This window comes from Seonamhaeicola sp. ML3, assembly GCF_023273855.1.
Classification (GTDB): Bacteria; Bacteroidota; Bacteroidia; order Flavobacteriales; family Flavobacteriaceae; genus Seonamhaeicola.
The window spans coordinates 583,492-607,639 of sequence record NZ_CP096884.1 but is presented as its reverse complement, the minus strand read 5'-3'; the positions used below and the strand labels follow the sequence as shown (position 1 = coordinate 607,639).

The following is a 24,148-nucleotide window of genomic DNA, read 5'->3' as shown; positions in this document are numbered from 1 at the left end:
CCTATACCATGAATACAGATATACAAAATTTATTTAAAGATAAAGTCTTAGGTCATCCAGCTGGGCTTTTCGTTCTATTCTTTACTGAAATGTGGGAGCGTTTTTCATTTTACGGGATGAGAGTTCTTTTGGTAAATTTTCTAACAATGGCCATTACAGCTTCAAATCCTGGATGGGGATGGAGTGCTGAAAATGCTGGAGCGTTATTTGGAACTTATGCAATGTTACTTTACGTAACACCAATTTTAGGAGGTATTATCGCTGATAAGATTACAGGGTATAGGTGGGCTGTTATAATAGGTTCGGTTATAATGGCATTGGGTCATGCTTTTATGGCACTAGAAACAGAGCTTTCATTATATCTAGGCTTAGCTTTATTGGTTATTGGTACAGGTTTTTTTAAGCCAAATATAACGTCGATAATTTCAGAGATGTATAAGAATAATCCAGAAAAAAAAGATGGTGCCTATACCATTTTTTATATGGGTGTTAATGCGGGTGCATTTTTCGGAATGATGTTATGTGGTTACTTGGCGGAAAAAATAGGTTGGGCTTATGGATTTGGTTTAGCTGGAATTTTTATGTTATTGGGAACTTTACAGTTTTGGTTTTCGGGAAATCTGTTTGGGAATATTGGTGCTAAGCCGAGCAAAATACATGAAGTTGAATTGCCTCAAAACATAAATGAGGAATCACCAGAGGTGAAGTCACAAAGTAATAATGAAGAAAAGTTAAATCCTTTCACTTTTTTTGATAAGGTATTGATTGGAATAACTTCACTAATTGCGTTAGCATATGCAATAAATGACCCGATGTCTAAAATTGTTAAGATTGATATCTTTTCTTGGGCGCAAACTTCAAGTTTAGAGGGACAGTATGTTATAGTCATAGCAGGTTTAATATTGTTTTTGATTCTTAGTGTAAGTCGGATTTCTAGGTATACTAAAATTGTGAGGGATAGAATGATTGCTTTTATCATTTTTGCTTTTTTTACGGTTTTCTTTTGGATGAGTTTTGAACAGGGGGCTTCATCATTGATTCTTTTTGCTAGAGATAATGTTAATAGAGTTTTAATTGGAAATGCTGCAGTGACTTTCAATATCATTAATGCCATATTGACTATAGTACCTTTGGTAATTATCACATATGTTTTGTATTTACTTTGGAAAAAAACGTTTAAAAAGATTCCGGGGTCAAACGTTGTTTTGGTATTGTGCTTTTTAAGTATGTGGGGCTTGGTGGTATGGATGTTGAACAGGGAATTTACTGCTGAAATTTCGGAAATAACAGTATCGTGGTTTAGTATTTTGAATTCGTTCTTCATAATCGTTTTCGCTTCATTCTTTTCTAAATGGTGGGAAAGTAAATATAATCCGTCAGCTGCTACAAAATATGCTTTAGGGCTTGTAATTATGGCAGTTGGTTTTGGTTTGTTAGCTTTTGGTTCCTATGGCGTTCAAGCAGGTGTGAAAGTTAGTATGATATGGTTGGTAATGGCCTATTTGTTTCATACTCTTGGCGAATTATGTTTATCACCTGTTGGTTTGTCTTATGTGAGCAAGCTGGTCCCAGCAAGAATGATTGCTTTGATGTTTGGTATGTGGTATTTAGCTATAGCTATTGGTAACAAGTTGGCAGCAGTTATTGGTGGTCAAATCGAAAACATTACAAAGGAGTATAGTTTGTCGACTTTCTTCTTAATCTTTACCATTGTACCATTAGTGGCAGGTTTGTTGGTCTATGCTCTTAATCCAGTACTTAAAAAACTCATGCACGGTGTTCGTTAATCGAGTAAAAAGCTAAAGTTTGTTTAAAATGGCCCTATTTACTGTGTTTTTTGTAAGTTGGGCACACCATTTGCTACAAATCGACTATGAAAAGATTACATTTTGTACTCCTACTTACTATTTTTACTTCTCTTGGAGTTGTAGCCCAAGAAATACATTGGGTGAGCTTAAATGAGGCTTTAAGCCTTCAAAAGAAGACTCCCAAAAAGATTATGATGGATGTTTACACCAACTGGTGTGGCCCTTGTAAAATGCTGGACAGGAATACATTTCATAATAATGATGTTGTTGAATATGTAAACAAGCATTATTACGCCGTAAAGTTTAATGCTGAAGGAAATGATACTGTAAGTTATGAGGGTAGAACCTTTAAAAACCCGAATTATAATCCTAGTTTGGCAAATAGACGCAATTCGGCTCATGAGCTATCGAGATATCTTCAAATACAGGCCTATCCTACCATTGTATTTCTAGATGAAGGTGGGAAATTAATTTTTCCACTTAGAGGATATAAAACACCTGTTCAGCTAGAGTTGTATTTAAAAATGTTCAAGAACGATAAACACAAGGAAATAGAAACGCAAGAGGAATTCAATACATATTACAAAGCGTTTAAACCCGAATTTAAAAATAAAGAAGAATGAGGAAATTAGTGTTTGTTTTGGCTGTATTCTCGATTTTTACTGTAGAAGTTAATGCCCAAGAACGTGTTAAGTGGTATACCGATATTAATGAGGCTGTAGAAGTGGCAAGCGCTCAGGATAAAAAATTAATGCTTTTCTTTACAGGTTCCGATTGGTGTGGTTGGTGTAAAAGACTTCAAAAAGAGGTTTTTGCAACCAACGATTTTATGGAGTGGTCTAACAAGGTTGTACTTGTAGAATTGGATTTTCCCAGAAGAACACCTCAAGATGAAACGATTAGAAATCAAAATCTGTATTTGCAAAGTATCTTTAAGGTAAGAGGGTACCCCTCGGTGTATTTTGTAAAGCCTGAGAAAAAACCAGACGGAAAAACTAATCTTCAAAATTTAGGAAAAACCGGATATGTTCGTGGCGGAGCCAGTGCTTGGTTAAATGTTGCCAACAATATAGTTAATAGATCGCTTTAAGAGTTAATAGTCTATAATAAAAGCTCCATTTTTACTGGTATTGTGAAAAGGGAGTTTTCTTTTTTCACAAATACTTTCCCAACTATTCACAAACGATTTATAGTTGCTACCATCTGCAATAATTTGTTTTGGCTTTATGGAATCTATTAATCTATTCAGGTTTATTTTGGGTGATTGTCGTAAAAAAACATAATCGGGTTTCATAGATTTTAAATTATAAATTCCTAAGCTATCAACAACTAAAAATATTTTATTGTTGAACTGGTATATTGGTTTAATGCTATGAGTTTCAATGGTATTTATATGATTTTTAACACTGAAGTTTTTTACAATATTGTTTTTAGATTTAGTAATACTATCAAAGTCATGGGCAACTATTATTTTGTTGTCTTTAATATTTGCAACCAAGGTGTTTCTGCTCTTATGAAAGATAACGAACTGGTTGTCTGGTGATTTAAATTTTATTATTAAAATGGATAGCTGAAATATTAAAATCGTAATTAAAAATAATTTTAGTCTCTTATAATTTCGTTTTATAAAAAGTTGAACCAATGCGATAATTACAAGATAAGATGCTATCGTGTAAAAGATACTAAAGGAAACATCCTCAAAAAGAAACATTTTCTGATTAGAAACCCAATTCACAAACCGATTCATGATTTCTATTATGTTTCCGAAAACATTGGCTAAAATCTGGGGAAGAAGATTTAAAATAGCCAAAATGATAACTAGAATACCAAAACCTAAAATAATTCCCAATAATGGGATGATTACTAAATTTGAAATAAAGAACAATCCGGGGAATTGGTGGAAGTAAAAAAGGCTCAAGGGAATAATGCCTAATTGGGCCGAAATTGTAACAGTAAGAGTGTGCCAGTATTTGTCTAATAACCAGTTTTTGGGTCGCCAAACCTTATAGAGTAACGGGTCTATTGAAACAATGGCCAAAACGGCAAAATAACTCAATTGGAACCCTACATCAAAAATAAACAACGGCTTAAAAAGTAATATAACCAATATAGAAATGGCAAGTGTATTGTATATGTTTGTTGGTCTTTTTAAATTCATGGCAATAGCCACGATACTAAACATGGTTACAGCTCTGGTTACCGATGCTGAAAGTCCGGCTATTATGGCAAAACTCCACAAAAGAATGAGTAGCAATATGGTTTTAAGTACGTGACCATTTTTAAAGCGTTCAATAGGTTTTAAAACAAATGATAAAAAAATCAAAATGATACCTACATGTAAGCCCGAAACAGCTAAAATATGTATAGCGCCAGCGTTGGCGTAACTCCTATAAACATCTTCGCTTATATCTTGTCGTTGCCCCAAGAACAAAGCATTGATAATAGCTAATTCATCTGGTTTAAAACTGAATGATTTTAGTTTTGTATTGATGAAGTTTCTCAATGTATTGGCGACTCCTAATAACGTGTGCACTTCAGAATTTATAAGGAATAGAGATTCGTTTTTTAGGTATAATTGGTGGTATATGTACTTCTTTTTTAAATAGCTCTTATAATCAAATTGCCCTGGGTTTAAAGGTGCTGCTATATTAGAGAATTCTGTTTTTGTTACATAGATGTCATCTATTTGTAAATAAGGGTGTAAGGGGGCTTTTTCAATATTTAATAACGATTTGCCCGTTACTTCAATAGTGTCAATTTTTAAAATATCTACCACATACTTGTTGTGATAAGCTCCCGGTTTTAATGTTTCTCTGATTCTAAAGGTTATTGTCCTTGAAGAATCTGGTGAACTAGATATTTCAGTCGAATAGTGGTTAGAAAAGTTCTGTTCATTGTGAAGGTTTACCGTAAGCACTCCTATACTTATCATAGTCAATAAACTCAAAAGACCAAACCATGGGGTTTGGATAAACTGTTTTTTGGCAACGGTGTAGGAGATTAATAAAAGAAGAATGAGTAATAATGTAATTAATAGCGATAGGTTTACCGATAGATTGATAAAATAACCAACGGCAATGCCTACAATAAGGCAAATGGTTAGTTTTATTATGGAAAAGTTGAGTAATCGCATTTAGATGTAAGATAAAAAAATCTTACAGAATACGTCTGGCTTCAGCAAAGGCTTTATTCCAGTATTTTTCAGAGAGATTAGATATAATTACGCCCTTGCTGGTGGTAGCATGTATAAACTCGATTTCTTTAGCATTTGACTTTGTTACTAAGCCCACATGATTTATGGCATTCCTTCTATTTTTTGTTTTAAAGAACAATAAATCGCCTTCTTTTATTTCTTTGAGTTTTATTTTTTTTCCTTTGCGAGCCATGTCCCTAGAAATTCTAGGTAAGTATATTTGATGAGCTCTAAACGACTCATAAACTAGACCAGAACAATCCATGCCAGATTTTGATGTTCCGCCCCATTTATATCGTACTCCTTTAAACTGTTTCGCAAAATTAATGATGGATTCAGGTAAAGATAATGTCTTGCTTTTTTTAGCAGTAACTTCTGTGGGTGTTTCAGTTTTGTTTTTAGCTTTTTTAGAAGATTTACAACAAGTGAAGCTCAAAATTATAATAAGTAGTAAAAGGTTTTTTTTCAAGATTATAGATTGGGTTTTTAGCTTCATTTTTTTGATTGTAAATTACTGTTAATCATCAATCCTATTTTCATCAAAGGCAGATGGTAAAAGTTTCGGGATAAATTTAATGACCAAGGGTAGTAATAGCGCTCCGCCGGGTAACATGAAAATTGCTAAACTAGGTATGGATTTAAAAATATCTAGTAGCTGTTCTTGTACTTTTTTCTGTTCATCTTGGCTTAAGTCCCTAACTGTAGATTGTGTTAGCAGCACCATAAGCTCTTTACTGTCTAAAAGTTCTCGGTATAAGCGTTTTCTATTTCTAGAAATAAGCTTGGATACCATATTGCTGGAGTTTGTGTAAAAACTCTGTACAATATTCTTGGAACTCAATAATGCTATATTGTCTTTATTGACCGAATAAAATAGGTTTACTGAAGAAATAGACTCCCTTATTCTATCTTTAGAAATGTTCAAGTCTGTACCAAGGGTTACTAAAAAGCGTTGTTCATTTTTGTCAATTTTTTTATCCGTCCAAGTAGCCATACAGGCCAAATCCAAAATGTAATTTTTTTCTAAGTGAGATGTTATATTAGTTATAGCACTTTTGTAGCCAAGAGCTTTTGAGTCGTGATACCTCAACGAAGACTCGAATAATTTTATAAGACTTTCATCGTATTTGTTTTTGAATGATTTAGAGTTTAAAACATTCATTATAATAGCTTCTATAGAGGCTTCCAAATTTCTAAGATAGTCTATTGAAATAGATGCTTTCTTCAAAAATTCAGAGTAGGCTAGAACGTCTAAGTATAAAAGCGCATTGATAATAAAATATTTGAAGTTCTTTGTGAGTGCATTGGCGTCAATTTGTGTGCGCTTGTGAATTATTTTTTCTAATTTTTCACTAGATTTTTTCCCGCCTAGTAAACCTTGCAAAAAAGAGATTTTCAATTCGTTTATTGAGGAGTAAAAATCGATAGCACTGTCTACAAAATTGGTGTTAGTGTTAGCGTTATGATGTGTGTAGAGCAATGCCAAAAGTAAGTTGGTCTTGGATATTTCTTCTTCAGTGAAATCTTTTTTGTCAACAACAGCAAGTATAACATCTAAATTATTGCCATAAATAAATCCACAACCTCGCAATGCATCGTAAAAATAGGTGTCCTCAACATTTAGAAAAGCATCATTTTCAGAAACTTCTAGTAATAATTTTTTAATCCAACCTTGAGCAGATGGGTTCATTGAAAAGGTGTTTTTAATGCTATTGTAAATGTAATGCATTGGTAGCATAATCTAAAAACTAATTGCATTAACAAAATTTTAACAAAACCGCTCTTTTTGTTTTTACGTAGGTATTCACATTAAACAGAGTTTTAATTTAACTAAAATCAAGAATTATGAAAAAAATTAGAAATGTTCTAGGAATAACTATTATAACCGTAATAGGTTTAATAGTGGTAGCGGCAGATCATATTGATGCTCCAAGCGTACAGGGTGGCACAAGTGATATTACCGATTTTTATGCCTTTCAGGCGGAGAATACAGATAACTTAGTGTTTGTAGCTAATCTACAAGGTTTATTGAGTCCTTCAGGAACATCAACAGCCAGCTTTGACGAAAATGTATTAGTAGAATTTAATATTGATACTACAGGAGATAGTGTTGAAGATTTGGTGATTCAAGCCATTCCAAGGGATGGTAAAATGTATTTCTTTGGTCCGATACAGCCTTCTTCAACAGGTTTAAATAGTGTAATACAAGTGAATGCTACTGTAGGAGGTGTTGTAGATATTACACCTTACGGTTCTTCTGCCATAATAGCAACTAATAATGGTATGTCATTTTTTGCAGGTCCTAGGGACGATCCCTTTTTTATGGATTTTGCCCAATATTCCGAAATTATTGCAGGTAACGCCACGAGTTTTAACAACCCCGGGGCAGATACCTTTGCAGGCACAAACGTAATGTCTGTAATAGTTGAAGTGCCAAAACCTATGATTGGTGGCAGTGGCACTATTAATACTTGGGTTGAAGCTAAAAGAAAATAACAAACACAACTAAAAATTTAAATTATGAAAAATATTAAAATATTAACAGTCTTTATGGTTATGGTATTAACAGTTTTTAATTGTTCTAACAGTGATGATGTCATTCTACCAGAGCCAATAGATTTTTCTGGAACCTATACGCAAAAAGATCAAATGGGTAGGCCAGCAGTAAACACAGTTTTTGTATCATCGGATAGTAAAGACACATTCAATGTAACAGTGCCATCTCAACAAAATGCTGCTTTTCAAAGTATGTTTCAAACTAATCTAACGGCGCTTAGTCCTGCGTTTTCAAACAATGGAGATACTAATGCGCTAGGTTTAGATGCAGCAGCATTTACAGGGCTTTTAGCTACAGATGTTTTAAATGTTTCTCTGGATGGAACAACAACATTTTTCGATGGAACAAATGTTTTAACGGGAAGAGCTTTGGTAGACGATGTTATTACAGTAGAACTTTTGCTAATCTTTGGAGGTGAAGATTTTACAGAAAACCCAGGGTTATCTAATGATAATGTTGATGCAAACGATAAACCTTTTTTAGCCTCTTTCCCTTATTTAGCCTCACCTTGGTAAAATAAAATAATTAGCCTCAAGGTATGTTTTAATGTCCTTGAGGTTATTTTACAACGACTTTAAAAAGAGTATCAATAAAAAAAAATAAAAAATATGCAGACCACAAAAAAAATATTACTACTTGCTATTATTATAATTACAAGTAGTTGTAATGATACTTCGCAAAGAATAACTCAAAAAGCACATTACAATGCGTTTTTAAATACAACAGAAAATGAGGTGCTACATTTAGCAAATAAGGATGCCATCTTTTGGGAAGAAAAGCTAGAAAAAGAACCAAATCAATTCCCTTATTTAGTAAAACTTGCAGCATCTCAATCTGTTTTGTTTAATGAAACAGGTAATATAGAGTATTTAGTTAAAGCTGGACAATATCTAGCCGAAGCTAATAAAAAAACGCAATACAAAAATGCTAGTTACTTAAGAGGTTTGGCAAGAAACTACATTTCACAACATAGATTTAAAGAAGCTTTAGAACTTTTAAAAAAGGCCGAAATCGTGGGTGAAAATCTAAGAGCTACACAATGCATGATGTTTGATGTATATTTAGAATTGGGTAATTATGAATTAGCGAAAACCTACCTAACTGAGATTAGAGATTTGTCAGATTTTGATTTTTTAATCCGATTATCAAAGTGGTCAGATTACGAGGGTAATCTTGAAGCGACCATCAGATATATGGAACGCGCTAAAGACATTGCTGAATCTTCAAACCTCAAAACCATGAAACAATGGGTCTATACTAATTTAGCAGATTATTATGGGCATGCTGGTAAAATCAGGGCCTCGTATAATCATTATTTAAAAGCCTTACAATTAAATCCAAATAATGCTTATGCAAAAAAAGGTATAGCTTGGATAGTATATTCACATGAGAAAAATCCTGATGAAGCCTTAAATATTTTAGAAGCGATAAAATCAACTCACAACTCACCAGATTATTACCTGTTAAAAGCTGAAATAGCTGATTATAAAGGTGATAATAAGTTTAAAGAAAGGCAGTTAAATTCGTTTAGAGAGGTCGTTAAAAACCCTTTTTACGGTGATATGTATAATATTAATAATGTACTTTTGCTCGCTGATGAGCCTTCACATTTTATGAAAGCTCTTAATACAGCTCATACAGAAGTGGAAAACAGAGCAACACCGCAAACTTACAGTTTGTTAGCATGGGTGTATTTTAACAATAACCAAGAAGATAAGGCTTTAACTATAATGGAAGACCATGTTGTTGGAAAAACCTTTGAACCCGAAGCGCTTTATCATTTAGCAGAAGTTTATAAAGCTAACGGAAAGTTTGATGAAGCAAAAAAAATAAAACACGAGTTGTTAGAAAGTAGTTTTGAACTAGGTCCGCTTACCACAAAAAAAATTGAAAATATTTAATGCCTGATTATGATAATTAAATTAACCAAAATATGGCTTTGCTTACTGGTGCTTTTCGCTTTTGTTAAAACTAACGCGCAGCAGCTTAAAGGGAAAGTGTTAAACACTAAAAACCAACCTTTAGAAGCCGCGTATATTTATAATTTAAACTCTAAAAGTCACGCTCATTCACTAGAAACAGGAACGTTTATTTTAAATGACACAAAAGTTGGTGATTCTATTAAAATTGGACTTTTAGGTTACAAAACAAAAATTATATATCTAGAGAATGTGCAAGAGTATATAACCATTCAGTTATCTGAAAAAGTATATTCGTTAGATGAATTGGTGATTTCAGAGCAGTTAAATGCCTTAAGCACTGTTACCGATTTAGATTTAAATACAAATCCTGTAAAGTCATCACAAGAAATATTACGTAAAGTACCCGGATTAATTATCGGGCAGCATGCAGGAGGTGGTAAAGCCGAACAAATATTTTTACGAGGTTTTGATATAGATCACGGTACAGATATAGCTCTTTCGGTTGATGGTATGCCAGTAAATATGGTCTCACATTCTCATGGGCAAGGGTATAGTGATTTGCATTTTATAATACCAGAAACGGTGAATAAAATAGATTTTGGTAAAGGACCATATTATGCCAATAAAGGCGATTTTAATACTGCGGGATATGTAGATTTTTCCACCAAAGATTATTTAAACAACAGTACTATTTCATTTGGTTTGGGGCAGTTTAATACGTCACGTGTATTGGGTATGTTTAATTTACTTGATAAGGTGAATAACCAACATGCATACGTAGCCATTGAAAATTTACAAAGTGATGGTCCTTTTGAGTCGCCACAAAATTTCAACAGACTTAATATGTTTGGAAAATACGTGTTATTCACACCTTCAAACGATAAAATAACGCTAACAGCTTCGCATTTTACAAGTACTTGGGATGCTTCGGGACAAATTCCTGTGCGAGCCGTAAATAGCGGATTAATCTCAAGATTTGGCGCAATTGATGATACTGAAGGTGGTACTACTGACAGAACTAATTTCAATGTGAGTTTAACAAAACAGGTTAGTGATAACACTATATTTAAAACCAACGCTTTTTACAGTAATTATAATTTCGAATTATTTTCAAATTTCACCTTCTTTTTAGATGATGAGGAGAACGGAGACCAAATTAAACAAAAGGAAAGTCGCAATATTTTTGGTTTGAACACCGCCTTTACAACCGAAACATTTTTAAATGATATTGAGGTGAATTTAAATTATGGGTTGTCTTTTAGGTATGATATTTCGAATAATAATGAGTTGTCAAAAACTATAAATAAAACTACATTAAACGAAGCGGTACAGTTAGGAGATATTAATCAAACTAATACATCAGCTTTTTTTAATACAGCATTTACAAAAGGCAAATTTACGTTTACACCAGGTGTTAGGTTAGATAATTATAAGTTTATCTACAAAGATAAACTTAGCAATACTGGTGAAACGTTATCTGAAGGCAAAACGATTTTCAGCCCTAAGCTTAACTTATTTTACACAGCTAATAACAACATAAAGTGGTTTTTAAAATCGGGCATTGGTTTTCACTCAAACGATACACGTGTGGTTGTAACCAATACACAAGAAAATATTTTGCCCAAAGCATATGGTGTTGATTTTGGTAATATTTGGAAACCAACACAAAAATTGCTCTTAAATACTGCATTTTGGTATTTGTTTTTAGAACAGGAATTTGTTTATGTGGGCGATGCCGGGGTTGTTGAACCCAGCGGAAAAACAGAACGTTATGGAGTAGATTTCGGTATTCGCTATCAGTTTTCAGACTATATTCATTTTAATACCGATGCTACCTATACTAAAGCACGAAGTACTGCTGAAGATGAAGGAAATGATTACATTCCGTTGGCCCCAGATTTCACAGTAACTGGAGGTTTGTCTTTGCAAGATTATAAAGGGTTTTCTGGAAGCATAAACTATAGGTACTTAGATGATAGACCTGCCAATGAAGATAACAGTATTGTTGCCGATGGTTATTTTGTGACTGATATTAATGCGAATTACACTATTAAAAATATAACTTTTGGTGTTGTGATAGAAAACCTTTTTGACACCGAGTGGAACGAAACACAATTTGCTACAGAATCAAGACTTCAAAACGAAATAACACCTGTTGAAGAAATTCATTTTACGCCCGGTACACCATTTTTCATAAAGGGTGTAATAAGTTATAAATTTTAAACAGTAGAAATCTTTAAACGTCTTTTGTAGATTAAAAGTATTAGTTTTTTTTGGTTGGTTTGTTGCTTAGGAAAGTTACTTAATTTGAAATAATTAGTAGCTTTCCTTTTTTTAAGAATTGTTTTCAACAAGACCTAAGGTGTAAAGTTGGTCTAAAGTAGGTGATGAGCTACCACCAGCAGGTTCTAAAGTAATGCCAAATGCCTGAGATTGGTTAGTGTTTCTTATGGTAAATATTTTATTTTCATCTGTATTAAAGTTATTGAGTATTCCTAGGCTTGTAGGGCTCAAAGGATTTAATGTTAAAGACCAAACTTGGTAAACTTTGCCTTCTGGTGGTAAGGGTAAACCTTCTGCATCTAAATAAATGTTATTGGCATTTTTATCCCAATAAACCTTGGCGTAAGCATCTGGGTAAGCGGTTTGTCCAGGAAGCGGTACAGCTATTATGTTTCTATCCCTTAAAACCGAAATAAGGTGTTTGGCATCTTTTAAATTACTGTTTGCTTTTTCTATTTCAGATTCTAATAATTGTTCATTTATAGTAGCAACATTAATATCGGATTTTAACTGATTATTTTGGTTTATAGTCCATAATAATCCAGCTCCTAAAATTATGGAAGCTGCCCAACCGGTGTAAGTCAGCCAATTGTACTTAGGTTTTATTGAAACTACTTTGGTGTTTTTAAAACCTAACTTATGTTTTAAATACTGAATATTTTTATTCGTGTTATGTGAAGAAGTCGCAGCAGTAAGTTTAACCACAGCACTTTCAATTTCTAAAACCTCTTGTAAAATTTCAGGATGTTTTTGCATAAGCGCATATATCTCTTCATTTTCTTTTTTGGAGAGGACGCCGGCTACGTATAGCTCTAAAATTCCAGATTCTATGTATGCTTTTGTATCCATTGTTTAATTAAGAACCATGTTTCGAAGTTCTTTAATGCAATTTCGGTTTCTAGTTTTTATTGTGCCTATAGGCATGTTTAGTGTTTCTGAAGCTTCACTTTGAGTATATCCTTTAAAATATAGTAGGGTTATGATTTTTTTACAGTTATCGGCTAGTTTGCTTACAAATTGTTTAATGCCAATAGCATCGGTTTTGTTGTCCAAATTATCAGAGGCTTCAATAATATTTACGAAAAAATCGGCATTAAGGTTTTGCTTATTTTTCTTAAAGTCTTTAGAACGTGTTTTGTCAATTGCTGCATTTCTAGCAATATTTAAAATCCAAGTAAAAAATCGGCCTTTACCACTATTATAAGAGTTAGATTTATGCCAGGCTTTTATAAACACGTCTTGGGTTATTTCATCGGCTAAAGCATCATCTTTTACAATATTAAAAATAACACCATGAATACTTTGGCTATACATGTTATATAGTGATTCAAAAGCGTTTTCGTCTTTATCCTGAAATTTTTTAACAAGTGTTTCTAATTGCATTTAATTAATGCTAGGTTCTTTTTTTAAAGATTTTTTGTGAAGTTAGCTTTAAATTTTTTCGAAAACAAAAAACATAAGAATTAAAGTGTGTTTGCTTCTAGGCTAACTAAGTTTTTTATCATTTCCAATCCTTTGTTTAATTGATCTTTAGAAATAAATTCGTTAGCTCGGTGTGCTTGGGCTATAGATCCAGGTCCGCATATAATACTTTCGAAACCGGCATTGGAAAAATGACCTGCTTCCGAGGCATAGGATACGGTTGTCCAATTGTAGTTGCCTGTTATTTTTCCTATTAAGTCTACAACAGTAGAATTTTCACTTGTATTTAATGACGGTACTATAGGGTGGTTTTCAACCACTTCAATATTAAATTTAGGAAAAACCGATTGTTGTAAAGTTTCTCTTTGCTCACAAAAAGCCTTGAGTTCTTTATAGAGACTTTCGGCATTATCTTGAGGTAGACACCGTATATCCAATGATAAAGTGGCTTTGTTTGCAATAATATTTGGTGCAATGCCACCATTAACTAGACCTGTATGCAGGGAGGAATGTGGCGGATTGAATCTATCATCCAGTCGGCCCGTATTAATGAGTTCATTCATTTTAGCTTCGGCCCAAAGAATAATATGTGCCGCTTCGTGCACAGCACTAACTTCCTGTTTAATTCGGCTGCTATGCCCTTGGGATCCGGTAATACTAATATCAATTATATGAATGCTTTTTTGCCCTATGATAGGTTGTAGCATGGATGGCTCACCAATTATGGCATATTTAGGGATTTCAGAATACGTTTTTTTAATATCTTCTATAAGTGCAGGGGCAGCCAAACAGCCTATTTCTTCATCGTAAGAGAACGCGAAATATAATGGTTTGTTTAATTTACTATTTACTATTTCAGGTAGTGCTGCTAAGCAGCAAGCTAAAAAGCCTTTCATGTCGCAGCTGCCACGTCCATAAAGGTTATTGTCGTCTTTTTCTGTTAATGTAAAAGGATCGGAGTCCCAGGGCTGACCTTTTACAGGAACCACATCGGTATGGCCAGATAAGATAACACCTCCGTCAACCGCTGGTCCCATTCTACAATGCAAAGAAGCCTTGGTATTACGCTCATTGGGAACCAATTTTGTTGTAATACCAAAGCTTTCTATATAATCTTTTATCCAATGGATAATTTCTAAATTACTTTCGCCGCCCAGTACTGGGAATGAAACTAGCTTTTCAAGGATTTGTTGGGTGGTCATTAAGTTTTTAACCTATTTGTCTCTTAAGTATGTGCTTACTTCAATAGCAACGTCTTCCCAAGTTTTACTAACACCGTCGGGGCCTTTATGTAAATCGTAACATACTTTATTTAGTGCGCTAAGCGCATCAAGTGCATCCCATTCTGCCAAGTTCATTACACCGGTCATAGATACGCGTCTTCCGTCTGTAATACTTACCTCTAAAGGGAGGTCGTTGGTAACGCCATTCATAGTAAGTGCAGCAGAACATTTGTCACCATCATAACTTATTGTGCCTTTCAGCATATCGGTATCGAGCATTTTTCCAAAGAAGAATGTTTTGATTTTGGCATCTCTAGTATTTGTGGCATCATTAGTGAACAAACTACTAATTGGAATAGAGAATTTTAAATTGTTAAGAGCCTCTTGAGCAGAGCTGCCCTCTTTTACATCAAATTTTACCGATGTAAATTCCCCGCCAACACCTTTTTTTTCTGTTGTTTTGTAAGCCGTCCATTTTACAGAAGTTGCTTCTGGTTTTACAACAAATTTTTCGGTTTTAACGACTTCTTTTTCTGTTGTATCGGTTGCCTTTTTTTCATCTTTACAAGCTGTTGTTACTAGCATTAATGCTAATAAAAGCAAACTAATTTTTTTCATTTTCAATGTGTTTTTTTGTTTATGTGAAGGTACGCAATATTCAAATAAATACAAATACCTATATGATATATATCATTTTTTAAAAGCAGTATAGATAATACTTTTGAACTATTAAAAGTCAGGTATGTCAAGAGCGTTAATTAATAAGTATAATATTGCGGGTCCCCGGTATACGAGCTATCCAACCGTTCCTTATTGGGATGAAAGGACGTTCTCGTTAAATTCATGGAAAGAATCACTTGTAAAATCACTAAAGGAAAGCAATTCCAAAGAAGGAATAAGTCTTTATATACACCTTCCTTTTTGCGAAAGTTTATGTACGTTTTGTGGTTGTAATAAGCGAATAACGAAACAGCATAGTGTAGAATCACCTTATATAAATGCGGTATTGAAAGAATGGGGCTTATACCTCCAGTTATTTGATGAAAAGCCTATTATTAAGGAATTGCATCTTGGTGGTGGCACACCTACTTTTTTCAACCCTGAAAATTTAGAGTTTTTAATAAAAGGAATTTTAAAAGATGCTGTTCTTGCAGAACAATATGAGTTTAGCTTTGAGGGTCACCCCAATAATACAACAAGTGAACATTTACAGGCATTGTACAATGTTGGCTTTAGAAGGGTGAGTTATGGTGTTCAAGATTATAATGAAACCGTGCAGAAAGCCATTCATAGAGTGCAACCTTTTGAAAACGTAAAACGAGCAACCGAACTTGCAAGAGAGATAGGATATACCTCGGTTGGGCACGATATTATCTTTGGTTTACCGTTTCAAAATCTAGAACATGTAAAAGAAACCATACTAAAAACAAAGGCTTTACTTCCCGATAGACTAGCTTTTTATAGTTATGCGCACGTGCCTTGGATTAAAGGAAACGGACAACGGGGTTTTAGTGATACCGATTTGCCTTCAGCCGAACTAAAACGAGCGCAGTACGAGTTAGGAAAAGATTTATTGGCAGAGGTAGGTTATCATGAAATAGGTATGGACCATTTTGCTCTAGAAACAGATACGCTCTATAAGTCCATGCATAAAGGCACTTTACATAGAAATTTTATGGGCTATACTGCTTCTAAAACTCAGGCGATGATTGGTTTGGGGGTGTCGTCGATAAGCGATAGTTGGTATGGCTTTTCACAAAACGTAAAAGGAATTGAAGCGTATTATAAATTATTGGACAAGGACATAATCCCGGTTTATAGAGGTCATATTTTAAATAATGAAGACCTTGTTATAAGGCGGCACATTTTAAATTTAATGTGTGCCTTTAAAACAGAATGGACTAGGGGTAAATTATATTTTAATGAGCTTCCTGAAACTCTGATTAGGTTGAAAGAAATGGAGGCCGATGGATTACTCAATATCAACTCGAATAGTATTGAGGTGACTAAAAAAGGACAGCCGTTCGTAAGGAACATTTGTATGGCTTTTGACTTGTTGTTGAAGCGGAAACAGCCGGACACTCAACTGTTTTCCATGACTGTTTAAACTAAACTGTAGAAATAATGAAAAAAATAATAGTACCTATAGATTTCTCCGAATACTCTGAATACGCACTTAAAGCTGCGGCTAGTTTAGCCAAGAAGAATAATGCCGAGCTATTGGTGTTGCACATGCTGGAAATGTCTGATATCATGTTAACAGGAGCGGGAGAAGAACCACAAAAGGTAATTTACTTTTTGAAATTGGCAGAGCAACGATTTGAAAAGTTTTTGAAGAAGGACTATTTAAATGGGCTAAAGGTTACCCCAATCGTTAAGCATTTTAAAGTGTTTAGTGAGGTTAACGATGTTGCTAGGACTAACAAGGCTGATCTTATTGTTATGGGATCTCATGGTGTAAGTGGGGCTAAAGAATTTTTTATTGGCTCTAATACCGAACGTGTTATACGAAATGCCGATGTTCCGGTTTTAGTTGTTAAAAATGATATAGGAGAAGTGAATTTTGATATTGTTCTTTTCGCCTGCGATTTTTCCGAAGAGTCCATAGAGTCTTATTTAAAAGCTTCTAAAATGTTCAATGCCATGGATTCCAGGTTGTATTTGGTTCATGTTAATTTGCCAAATGATAGATTTAAGAGCTCTGTTGAAATAGAAAAGAATGTTGTGAACTTTTTCACAAAGGCAGAGCGAAACTTAGAAAAAATGGAAGATGTACATTATGTCTGTGACTATAGTGTAGAAGATGGTATACTAAATAGTGCCAATAAAGTTGGTGCAGATTTAATTGTGATTGCTACCCACGGTAGAAAGGGCTTAGCTCATTTCTTTCAAGGTAGTGTTGGCGAAGATGTCGCTAACCATGCTAATCTGCCAGTTATGACTTTTAAGATATAGATTGTTTATAATTTTGGTTATTAATTTCGCGAGAGGGGCGCTGAGGTTTTAGGACTTCGGCGCCCTTCTATTTTTAGTCCAAAGGAACATCAGACAATGCTAAAACATTAAAGAGACTTGCTTTAGTGTTTAAAAAGCTATTCTCTATTTCAATAGCCTTAAGCTTAGAGTCTATAAGTTTAGATTCTCTGGAATTTACCAAAAACAGTGAGCTTTCTCCCAAAAAGAATTTCCGTTCTTCTGCAGTTAACAGTTTCGAATAATCTTCTACAATAGCTAAAGTGAAGTCGTTCTGGGTAACAAAAGAGTCTAGTTCTTGATTAATGGCATCAACCTTGTTTTTTAAACTCAGTCTGGTATTCTGAAGATCGAATCGTGTATCCTGTAGTTTAATGGTCGCCAACTTCAAATCGCCGCGTTCTTTTCTCAAGAATAGAGGGAAGTTGATGTTAAGTCCGCTCTTGTAAGCCGCCGTGCTGAAAGATCGCGCAATTTCGGGTGTTTCAGACAAGAAATTGTATTGCAGGTCTATCTGTGGTAATAGGTTGTTTCTTTTTAGTCTTCGCTCTATACTTAAACTTTGAATCTTATAATCTAGCGACCTTAATTTAGGGTGCGACTCAATATCAAAACTTTCTATTTCAATAGCCGACGTATTAAGGATATTGTCAACAATGTTGAATGTGCCCTCATCTGGAATGATATTTTCTTTAATTTCTACCGGAGTATTATCGTTTAGCCATAAGTAATTCGATAGTTCCAAAGAGGATTTAATAAATTTTATGCGTGCTTTCTCTAAATTTAATTTACGGTTGTTCAATGTGATTCTAGCCTCTAGAGTGTCAATGGCTGGTTTGTCTCCAACTTCGTAGCTCTTTTTTATACCATTAAAACGAATAGAGGCATTTTCTAAAAAGTTTTCGTAAACCATTTTTTCGTTATAATGCCTTAACCATTTAAAATAGGTTTTGGTAGCCTCAAATAGAATATCATTAATTAGTAATTGTCTATCTGCCTCCGCTTGCTTTACGTATAGTCTAGATTGTCTTAATGTAGCCATGCGCTTATTTGTTAGCAGGCCTCTAGCCAATGGAACAGACACGCCAGCACTATATAAACCATCGATTGGAACATCAGATTCGCGATCCAGAAAATCTCCAGTATTTTCCTCAAAATTTCCCTTAAACTCAATACCAAACCAAACAGGTATTTTAAATGCAGCATTCAGTTTGTCAAAATATTCTGTGCCTTTAAACTTTTTACGGTCATAATCTACTTCAAGTTTTGGGTCGAATGCACCACGAGCTTTCATGAGCTTGGCTTGGCTTTCGTTAATAACCAAATTGGCTTGCTTAACAATAGGGTGAAAAGATTTAACATAGCCCAAATATTCTTCTAACGTTAACATGCTATCGTTAGTTTGGGCAGATGCCGTTCCAATAAAAAGTAATATGGCTAATAAGCTTATTCTCATTTTTTATCTTTTTTTGAGGCAGTTTTGTTAATTTCAGGCTCATAGTAATTTGGAGGAAAACTGTTAATCTGTCTCCATAATTCGAACCAAATAGGTACATCTTCTAATAAGGCTATGGTCCTAGCGCCAGATCCTACACGAATAGCTTCAGGCCATTCATGGTCGTTAGTATCTGGGGCTAAAAGCACCCTGTATTTTCCGTTAGCACTAATGTAACGTTCTATGGCTACAACTTCTGCACCATAGGTGCCATAAGAAACATTGGGCCAACCGCTAAAAACTATTGCGGGCCAACCATCGAACTGGATTCTAACTTTCTCACCTTTGTGGATAAGTGGTAAATCTATAGGTCTTACAAAAGTTTCTACCGCCAAATCTATTTGAGCAGGCATAATACTTACTAATTCTTGACCTTCTTTAAATGTAATACCAAGACCGCCTGTTATTGCCCTGTTAATGTATCCGCTTTGTGGGGCAGTTACATACAATAAGCTATTTCGTCTCTTATAGTTTGTATATGTGTTCTCTAATTTGGTAACCTGAGCTTCGGTATCAAATTGGCTCGATTGGGCCGTAAACATATCACTTTGTGCTTTTGATATTTTATCACCAAAAGTTGCTTCAATTCGTGATAGCTCTATTTTAGCATTAATAACTTCATTTTGACTCATTAAATACTTGTTCTCTTGAGAGATAAATTTAGCCTGTGTCTCCTGAAGTTTAAGGCGCTTCTCTTCAACATCTTTTACGGCCTTTAAGCCCTCGTTTTGAAGCGTTTGAATTCGGTTAAATTGTGTTTCTGCAATTTTCAAATTGGTTTTAGCAGCCTCTAAATCAATGCTATCGCTTTTAACCTTTAAATTAGCTTGTAATAGCTTATTTTGAGTTTGCTCTAGTTTTAAACGCTGTTCGTTTTTTAGTGCAGAAATCTGTCTGTTTAAAGCGCCAACTTTTCCACTGTAAGCCTCTACAGATTGTGATTTTGCTACAATTTGCTGATTGGTTCTTTCAACCAGCTTATCATCAAAATAATCACTTTTCACCTCAGAGATTCTTAAAATAGTATCTCCTTTTTTTACGAAAGCACCTTCTTGCACGAACCATTCTTCAATTCGTCCTGGAATTTGAGACTGTATAGTTTGAGGTCTTTGATTTGGCTTTAGGGTAGTTACCAAACCTTGGCCGGTAATATTTTGTGTCCAAGGAAGGAATAAGACAATAAGTAAAATAACGGCTGCTGTAAGCAAGAACCTGTTAAAGTACTTGTAATAGCCTTTGTTCATTATGTTTTTGCTAGATTTATACTGATTTAAATCTACCTTTTTGTTCAATTTGTTATGGGATATATTAAGCATAACTAATTAGTTTTTAACTTGACCTTTTTCAAGTGTTATTACTTCTGTACATGGATCGATCCAAGCGCGACTACTACTAACCACAATTAGTCCCCAGGGCCTGTCTTTGTGGGTTAAGAAATCGATAATAGACTTTGTTTCTGTTTTGTTGAATCTGTCCAAAGCATCTTCAAGAATTATAATTTTTGGAGCTTTTAAAATAGCCCTAGCTAAAACAATTTTTTTAGAAAGGGTATAAGAAAGCTGCTTTCCGTCTGGGTACAAAATGGTATTTAACCCATTGATTTGTTCTTTAATGAAATTTTTTAGTCCCACTATTTCCAGGACCTCATAGATTTTATCATCTGAAATCTCTTTGTTGCCAAAGGTTAAGTTTTCACGAATAGAACCTTCAAAAGGCGATTCATCTGAAAGTGATAATCCAAGTTGTGATCGGTAATAGTTCAACTTTAGATTATTTATGGACATGTCGTTCACATAAACATGACCGGAAGTTGCTTCGATCACTCCTGCAACCAATCTTAGTAAGGTAGATTTTCCAGCGCCACTTTCACCAGTTACTAAAATTCTACTCTTGTTGTTTAATTTTAAAGAAATATTTTTTAATATGTGTTTGTCCCTATTGGAGACGCCATAAGAAACATCCTCTAATTCAACAGTTATACCGCGGTCATAAGCCGGAGTTTCTCCTGTTTGATCTTCCATTTCTTTGTCTACAATCTGTCCGATTTTTTCAAGAGACGTTAAGGTGTCATAAAACGATTCTAGACCTAGAATAAGTTTTTCTACAGAGGCTATTACTAAGATGATAATAATCTCGGCGGCAACAAATTGACCAATATTCATTTCTTGATTAAGAACTAAAGCCCCTCCAATTAATAATAAACTTGCAGTTACAACGACTTTAAAACTTATCATTTGGATAAATTGAAGGATTAAAACCTTGAAATGGCTCTCACGTGCCTCCAGATAGTTGTTTACCAATTCGTCATTTTTTGAAAGACTCAGACTTGTGTTTCCTGAAAGTTTAAAACTTATAACAGAACGTGCAACTTCTTGGATCCAGTGCGCAACCTTATATTTGTTCTTCGACTCTTTTAAACTGGTTTCTAAGCCTTTTCTGGCTGTGAATCTAAAAACAGCTGCTATTAGAATAAGTAGCAGTAATCCAAAAATGATAAAAAATGGATGATAGAAAGACAGCAGAATAAGTGCAAACAAAATTTGTAGCACTGCTGTAGGTACATCGATTAATATTTTTGACAGACTTTTTTGTATGGTTAAGGTGTCAAAAAATCTATTTGCTAATTCTGGTGGGTAATAGTTTCGCAATTCGGCCATTTTTATCTTTGGAAATCGATATGCCAATTCAAAAGACGAACGCATAAAAATACGTTGTTGAATGGTTTCAATAATACGTAATTGCATAAGTTGCAACCCTCCTGAAAACGCAACGCCTAAGGTTACTACAATTACGAGTATTATCCATGAGGTTGATATTTGCGCACCTTGAATAAGATTTATAATAGCCTGTATGCCCAGTGGTAAAGAGAGTGCAACTATACCGGCAAAAATCGCGTAATAAAAAATTTGAAAAATATCTTTCTTTTCCAACTCCAATAGTCCCACTAATCGAAGCCATGGTGTCATTTGTTTTTTTGTCATAATTAAGAGTTCAAAGTGTTAAGGACTAAGTTTTTTATGAAATTTGAAGGAGAAACATTTAAATTACAATCTGTTATAGATTCGAAATGTTCCTTTAAAAAATGTTGGTGTAAGCTTCCCTCTAATATGGTGCTTGCCAAGCTTGAAGGGTATTTGTAGTCTGGATAAATGGCTTTAATCATGTCTCTTAAACGATAAACAATACGTTTATAAATGATATAATATCCTTCCTTGTTTTTTTGGTCTACTTCTTTTGTTAAAAAAGATTTTGAGTTCTCGTTAACTATAATTCTGTTTAATACAACCTCATTAATATGGCTGAAGTTTGTGTCTTCTTTAGTACTTCTAGAAACAATCTCAATTGCTTTTTCAAGTTTATCTTCTGGTTGCAAACTATAAGTTTCAAATACTAGCTGGTATTCAATCCATGCCCAATACCAGGACGTTAAATAAAGTAATAATTTGTGTTTACTTTCAAAGTATCTGTATATAGAACTTTCGTTAGAACCAATAACAGCGCCAAGTTTTTTAAAGGTAAAAGCATCAAAGCCAATTTCATCTATTAAATTTATACTGTGCTCGACGATACGCTTTCCTAGATCTGAAGATTCTGGGTCTTTTACATAGATTTTTTCTGGTACAGTAATTTTTAAATTTGATAGTAATCTGTCCATGATTAATAATATTTTGCGCTAAATTAATAGTATTACTATTATTATTGAGAATAAAACTATTGATTTTGTTAATGGTGTTCATAACAAATTCTTATGAAAAGAATATGTTGTCTGGTTAACTAATTTAAAATCAATTAGATACGTGGGTCTAATTACTCAAAAAGAGAAGAGTGTTCTAGTGGCAATCTATAGAACTATTCACAACATCGTACACTGGAGTGGGAGAGATGTAAGGAATGCCAAGTCCTAGGCCACGAATAATAAATAAGGCACCTATAATGATTACGAAAACCGGGATGGCTTTCTGAATTTTTTGTCTAGCTACACCTTTTAATAAGTTACTGGCGTAAATGGCGGTGGTCATTAAAGGAACAGTTCCCAGGCCAAATAAAATCATATATAGGCTGCCTTGAAGTGCATGGCCTGCAGAGATAGCTCCAAAAAGAGCCATGTAAACAAGGCCACATGGCAAAAAGCCATTTAAAAAACCGATAGTTAAAAAAGTATCTGCTGTTTTTCTTTTTAAAGCAGAACCAAGTGCAGATTTCACCTTTGAGATTAATCTGTAAATAGGTTTTGAAACCCTAAATTGATTCAATTTATGCTGTGGTATTAAAACCAATACAATCATAAGAACACCTATGATTATGGAAAGTTGTTGTTGAAAACCAAAAATGTAAAGACTCTTGCCTATTAGTCCAAAAACTAGTCCTATAAAGCTGTATGCGAGTAATCTCCCAGCATGGTAAATTACTATTTGAGATATCTTTTTAAACGCATTTGTTCTATCTACTGGAAGCATAAAGGCAATTGGCCCACACATGCCTATACAGTGAAAGCTTCCTAAAATACCCAAAACAAATGCCGAAACAAGCATAGTAAAAATTATAGATTTTTAATTAAACTAGAAATTCTATTATATTGCTGTCAATTCTATTAATAAAAAAACCACCTAGCAAACAGGAGTCAGGTATGAGCAAAAGTGGATTAGATTGTGAAATGGTACTTTCAAAATCTAGGAGTTTGCTAGATGGTCTATTTTTTAGAACAATTATATTGTCATGTTAAAAATGGCTTTATTAATATTCTATGGATTCTTTATACAAATAAGACATCCCATCGTATTGCCAATCAATTTTAATGTTCCAACGGCCATCTACCAAACGGGAGTCAGGTATGAGCAAATATGGATTAGATAATGAAATGGTACTTTCAAAATCTAATTGTTTGTTAGATGGCCTATATAAGAACACTTTTCCGGTTATGTTTTTAAAATCTTTATTACTGGGAAACACAATGGTTAGCCCTTTTTCTGTCTTCTTATAAGTGATGTTTTCACTTAATGCTTTCGAATTTTTAAGCTTATCAATATCCTTTTGGTATGCCAGCTCTTCGGCATAGTAATTTTCGCTAACCAAATCATGGTCATACGAATCGTCGATGTTCATTGTAATGATAAAGTACATTATAAAGGAAATAAACCCTATAAATGCTAGTACGATACCTGTTCCCCAGTTTAGTTTCATGACTTCTATTTTTATGGCATTCCCCTATCGGGTCGGGCTTTCGGTAGTCGCTCTTTTCAAGGAGCTCCAACAATACCTCAATCCCTAATGC

The 24,148-nt window shown here is 34.1% G+C and carries 20 protein-coding genes and 2 pseudogenes; 9 read left to right on the top strand and 13 right to left on the bottom strand.

What is annotated here, in order from left to right:
- The first annotated feature begins 8 nt into the window (after positions 1–8).
- From M0214_RS02820 to M0214_RS02810, 3 genes are all read left to right on the top strand, one after another.
- Positions 9–1,787, top strand: coding sequence for a peptide MFS transporter (locus M0214_RS02820; protein ID WP_248723963.1), 1,779 nt, complete (start codon positions 9–11; stop codon positions 1,785–1,787).
- An 86-nt stretch (positions 1,788–1,873) separates the two neighbouring features.
- The gene (locus M0214_RS02815) at positions 1,874–2,431 is read left to right on the top strand and encodes a thioredoxin fold domain-containing protein (protein WP_248723962.1); all 558 of its coding nucleotides are present in this window, start codon (positions 1,874–1,876) and stop codon (positions 2,429–2,431) included.
- Positions 2,428–2,898: a thioredoxin family protein gene (locus M0214_RS02810; protein WP_248723961.1), complete on the top strand. Its 471-nt coding sequence runs from the start codon at positions 2,428–2,430 to the stop codon at positions 2,896–2,898. Before M0214_RS02815 ends, M0214_RS02810 begins: the two co-directional genes overlap by 4 nt.
- 3 nt (positions 2,899–2,901) lie before the next feature.
- Here the strand turns inward: M0214_RS02810 and M0214_RS02805 are convergent, their stop codons facing one another.
- The 3 genes from M0214_RS02805 to M0214_RS02795 are packed head-to-tail and all read right to left on the bottom strand — an operon-like array spanning position 2,902 to position 6,691.
- The gene (locus M0214_RS02805; protein WP_248723960.1) at positions 2,902–4,941 is read right to left on the bottom strand and encodes a ComEC/Rec2 family competence protein; all 2,040 of its coding nucleotides are present in this window, start codon (positions 4,939–4,941) and stop codon (positions 2,902–2,904) included.
- A 22-nt stretch (positions 4,942–4,963) separates the two neighbouring features.
- Positions 4,964–5,497, bottom strand: a complete 534-nt coding sequence (locus tag M0214_RS02800; RefSeq protein ID WP_248723959.1) for a C40 family peptidase — start codon at positions 5,495–5,497, stop codon at positions 4,964–4,966.
- A gap of 21 nt (positions 5,498–5,518) precedes the next feature.
- Positions 5,519–6,691, bottom strand: a complete 1,173-nt coding sequence (locus M0214_RS02795) for an LETM1-related biofilm-associated protein (protein WP_248723958.1) — start codon at positions 6,689–6,691, stop codon at positions 5,519–5,521.
- Positions 6,692–6,846: 155 nt separating this feature from the next.
- Between M0214_RS02795 and M0214_RS02790 the strand changes: the two are divergent.
- The 4 genes and pseudogenes from M0214_RS02790 to M0214_RS02775 all read left to right on the top strand — a co-directional run.
- Positions 6,847–7,119: pseudogene (locus tag M0214_RS02790) on the top strand (DUF4331 family protein); the annotation flags it as partial.
- A gap of 33 nt (positions 7,120–7,152) precedes the next feature.
- A pseudogene (locus M0214_RS02785) lies at positions 7,153–8,073 on the top strand (DUF4331 family protein).
- Between the two features lie 93 nt (positions 8,074–8,166).
- A complete protein-coding gene (locus M0214_RS02780) occupies positions 8,167–9,459 on the top strand; it encodes a lipopolysaccharide assembly protein LapB (protein WP_248723957.1) in 1,293 nt (430 codons plus the stop codon).
- Positions 9,460–9,468: 9 nt separating this feature from the next.
- Positions 9,469–11,703, top strand: coding sequence for a TonB-dependent receptor domain-containing protein (locus tag M0214_RS02775; protein WP_248723956.1), 2,235 nt, complete (start codon positions 9,469–9,471; stop codon positions 11,701–11,703).
- Positions 11,704–11,814: 111 nt separating this feature from the next.
- Here the strand turns inward: M0214_RS02775 and M0214_RS02770 are convergent, their stop codons facing one another.
- From M0214_RS02770 to M0214_RS02755, 4 genes are all read right to left on the bottom strand, one after another.
- Positions 11,815–12,612 (bottom strand): anti-sigma factor domain-containing protein, encoded by a 798-nt coding sequence (locus tag M0214_RS02770; protein WP_248723955.1) that lies wholly within the window; start codon positions 12,610–12,612, stop codon positions 11,815–11,817.
- Positions 12,613–12,615: 3 nt separating this feature from the next.
- Positions 12,616–13,146: an RNA polymerase sigma factor gene (locus M0214_RS02765; protein WP_248723954.1), complete on the bottom strand. Its 531-nt coding sequence runs from the start codon at positions 13,144–13,146 to the stop codon at positions 12,616–12,618.
- Between the two features lie 80 nt (positions 13,147–13,226).
- Positions 13,227–14,387, bottom strand: coding sequence for an acetylornithine deacetylase (argE, locus tag M0214_RS02760; RefSeq protein WP_248723953.1), 1,161 nt, complete (start codon positions 14,385–14,387; stop codon positions 13,227–13,229).
- 12 nt (positions 14,388–14,399) lie between these two features.
- The gene (locus tag M0214_RS02755; protein ID WP_248723952.1) at positions 14,400–15,026 is read right to left on the bottom strand and encodes a YceI family protein; all 627 of its coding nucleotides are present in this window, start codon (positions 15,024–15,026) and stop codon (positions 14,400–14,402) included.
- A gap of 124 nt (positions 15,027–15,150) precedes the next feature.
- Here M0214_RS02755 and hemN point away from each other — a divergent pair, with 124 nt between their 5' ends.
- Complete coding sequence (hemN, locus tag M0214_RS02750; RefSeq protein ID WP_248723951.1) at positions 15,151–16,515, top strand: oxygen-independent coproporphyrinogen III oxidase; 1,365 nt, start codon at positions 15,151–15,153, stop codon at positions 16,513–16,515.
- 17 nt (positions 16,516–16,532) lie between these two features.
- On the top strand, positions 16,533–17,363 hold the full coding sequence (locus M0214_RS02745; RefSeq protein WP_248723950.1) for a universal stress protein: 831 nt from the start codon (positions 16,533–16,535) through the stop codon (positions 17,361–17,363).
- Positions 17,364–17,436: 73 nt separating this feature from the next.
- Here M0214_RS02745 and M0214_RS02740 read toward each other — a convergent pair whose 3' ends face one another.
- The 6 genes from M0214_RS02740 to M0214_RS02715 form a co-directional block, all read right to left on the bottom strand.
- Positions 17,437–18,837 carry a TolC family protein gene (locus M0214_RS02740; protein ID WP_248723949.1) on the bottom strand — a complete coding sequence of 467 codons (1,401 nt, stop codon included), beginning with the start codon at positions 18,835–18,837 and terminating at the stop codon, positions 17,437–17,439.
- Positions 18,834–20,192, bottom strand: a complete 1,359-nt coding sequence (locus M0214_RS02735) for an HlyD family secretion protein (protein ID WP_248723948.1) — start codon at positions 20,190–20,192, stop codon at positions 18,834–18,836. The genes M0214_RS02740 and M0214_RS02735 overlap by 4 nt, the downstream gene beginning before the upstream one ends.
- 6 nt (positions 20,193–20,198) lie before the next feature.
- Positions 20,199–21,857 (bottom strand): peptidase domain-containing ABC transporter, encoded by a 1,659-nt coding sequence (locus M0214_RS02730; protein WP_248723947.1) that lies wholly within the window; start codon positions 21,855–21,857, stop codon positions 20,199–20,201.
- Between the two features lie 2 nt (positions 21,858–21,859).
- The gene (locus M0214_RS02725) at positions 21,860–22,531 is read right to left on the bottom strand and encodes a TetR/AcrR family transcriptional regulator (protein ID WP_248723946.1); all 672 of its coding nucleotides are present in this window, start codon (positions 22,529–22,531) and stop codon (positions 21,860–21,862) included.
- Between the two features lie 175 nt (positions 22,532–22,706).
- Positions 22,707–23,408, bottom strand: a complete 702-nt coding sequence (locus M0214_RS02720) for a sulfite exporter TauE/SafE family protein (RefSeq protein ID WP_248723945.1) — start codon at positions 23,406–23,408, stop codon at positions 22,707–22,709.
- 202 nt (positions 23,409–23,610) lie between these two features.
- Positions 23,611–24,057: a FixH family protein gene (locus M0214_RS02715; RefSeq protein ID WP_248723944.1), complete on the bottom strand. Its 447-nt coding sequence runs from the start codon at positions 24,055–24,057 to the stop codon at positions 23,611–23,613.
- Positions 24,058–24,148: the final 91 nt, after the last annotated feature.

Bases quoted from the DNA above. Each gene is read 5' to 3' on its own strand.
- M0214_RS02820 (WP_248723963.1), top strand. From the start codon at position 9: ATGAATACAGATATACAAAATTTATTTAAAGATAAAGTCTTAGGTCAT.
- M0214_RS02815 (WP_248723962.1), top strand. From the start codon at position 1,874: ATGAAAAGATTACATTTTGTACTCCTACTTACTATTTTTACTTCTCTT.
- M0214_RS02810 (WP_248723961.1), top strand. From the start codon at position 2,428: ATGAGGAAATTAGTGTTTGTTTTGGCTGTATTCTCGATTTTTACTGTA.
- M0214_RS02805 (WP_248723960.1), bottom strand. From the start codon at position 4,941: ATGCGATTACTCAACTTTTCCATAATAAAACTAACCATTTGCCTTATT.
- M0214_RS02800 (WP_248723959.1), bottom strand. From the start codon at position 5,497: ATGAAGCTAAAAACCCAATCTATAATCTTGAAAAAAAACCTTTTACTA.
- M0214_RS02795 (WP_248723958.1), bottom strand. From the start codon at position 6,691: ATGAACCCATCTGCTCAAGGTTGGATTAAAAAATTATTACTAGAAGTT.
- M0214_RS02780 (WP_248723957.1), top strand. From the start codon at position 8,167: ATGCAGACCACAAAAAAAATATTACTACTTGCTATTATTATAATTACA.
- M0214_RS02775 (WP_248723956.1), top strand. From the start codon at position 9,469: ATGATAATTAAATTAACCAAAATATGGCTTTGCTTACTGGTGCTTTTC.
- M0214_RS02770 (WP_248723955.1), bottom strand. From the start codon at position 12,612: ATGGATACAAAAGCATACATAGAATCTGGAATTTTAGAGCTATACGTA.
- M0214_RS02765 (WP_248723954.1), bottom strand. From the start codon at position 13,146: ATGCAATTAGAAACACTTGTTAAAAAATTTCAGGATAAAGACGAAAAC.
- argE (WP_248723953.1), bottom strand. From the start codon at position 14,387: ATGACCACCCAACAAATCCTTGAAAAGCTAGTTTCATTCCCAGTACTG.
- M0214_RS02755 (WP_248723952.1), bottom strand. From the start codon at position 15,026: ATGAAAAAAATTAGTTTGCTTTTATTAGCATTAATGCTAGTAACAACA.
- hemN (WP_248723951.1), top strand. From the start codon at position 15,151: ATGTCAAGAGCGTTAATTAATAAGTATAATATTGCGGGTCCCCGGTAT.
- M0214_RS02745 (WP_248723950.1), top strand. From the start codon at position 16,533: ATGAAAAAAATAATAGTACCTATAGATTTCTCCGAATACTCTGAATAC.
- M0214_RS02740 (WP_248723949.1), bottom strand. From the start codon at position 18,837: ATGAGAATAAGCTTATTAGCCATATTACTTTTTATTGGAACGGCATCT.
- M0214_RS02735 (WP_248723948.1), bottom strand. From the start codon at position 20,192: ATGCTTAATATATCCCATAACAAATTGAACAAAAAGGTAGATTTAAAT.
- M0214_RS02730 (WP_248723947.1), bottom strand. From the start codon at position 21,857: ATGACAAAAAAACAAATGACACCATGGCTTCGATTAGTGGGACTATTG.
- M0214_RS02725 (WP_248723946.1), bottom strand. From the start codon at position 22,531: ATGGACAGATTACTATCAAATTTAAAAATTACTGTACCAGAAAAAATC.
- M0214_RS02720 (WP_248723945.1), bottom strand. From the start codon at position 23,408: ATGCTTGTTTCGGCATTTGTTTTGGGTATTTTAGGAAGCTTTCACTGT.
- M0214_RS02715 (WP_248723944.1), bottom strand. From the start codon at position 24,057: ATGAAACTAAACTGGGGAACAGGTATCGTACTAGCATTTATAGGGTTT.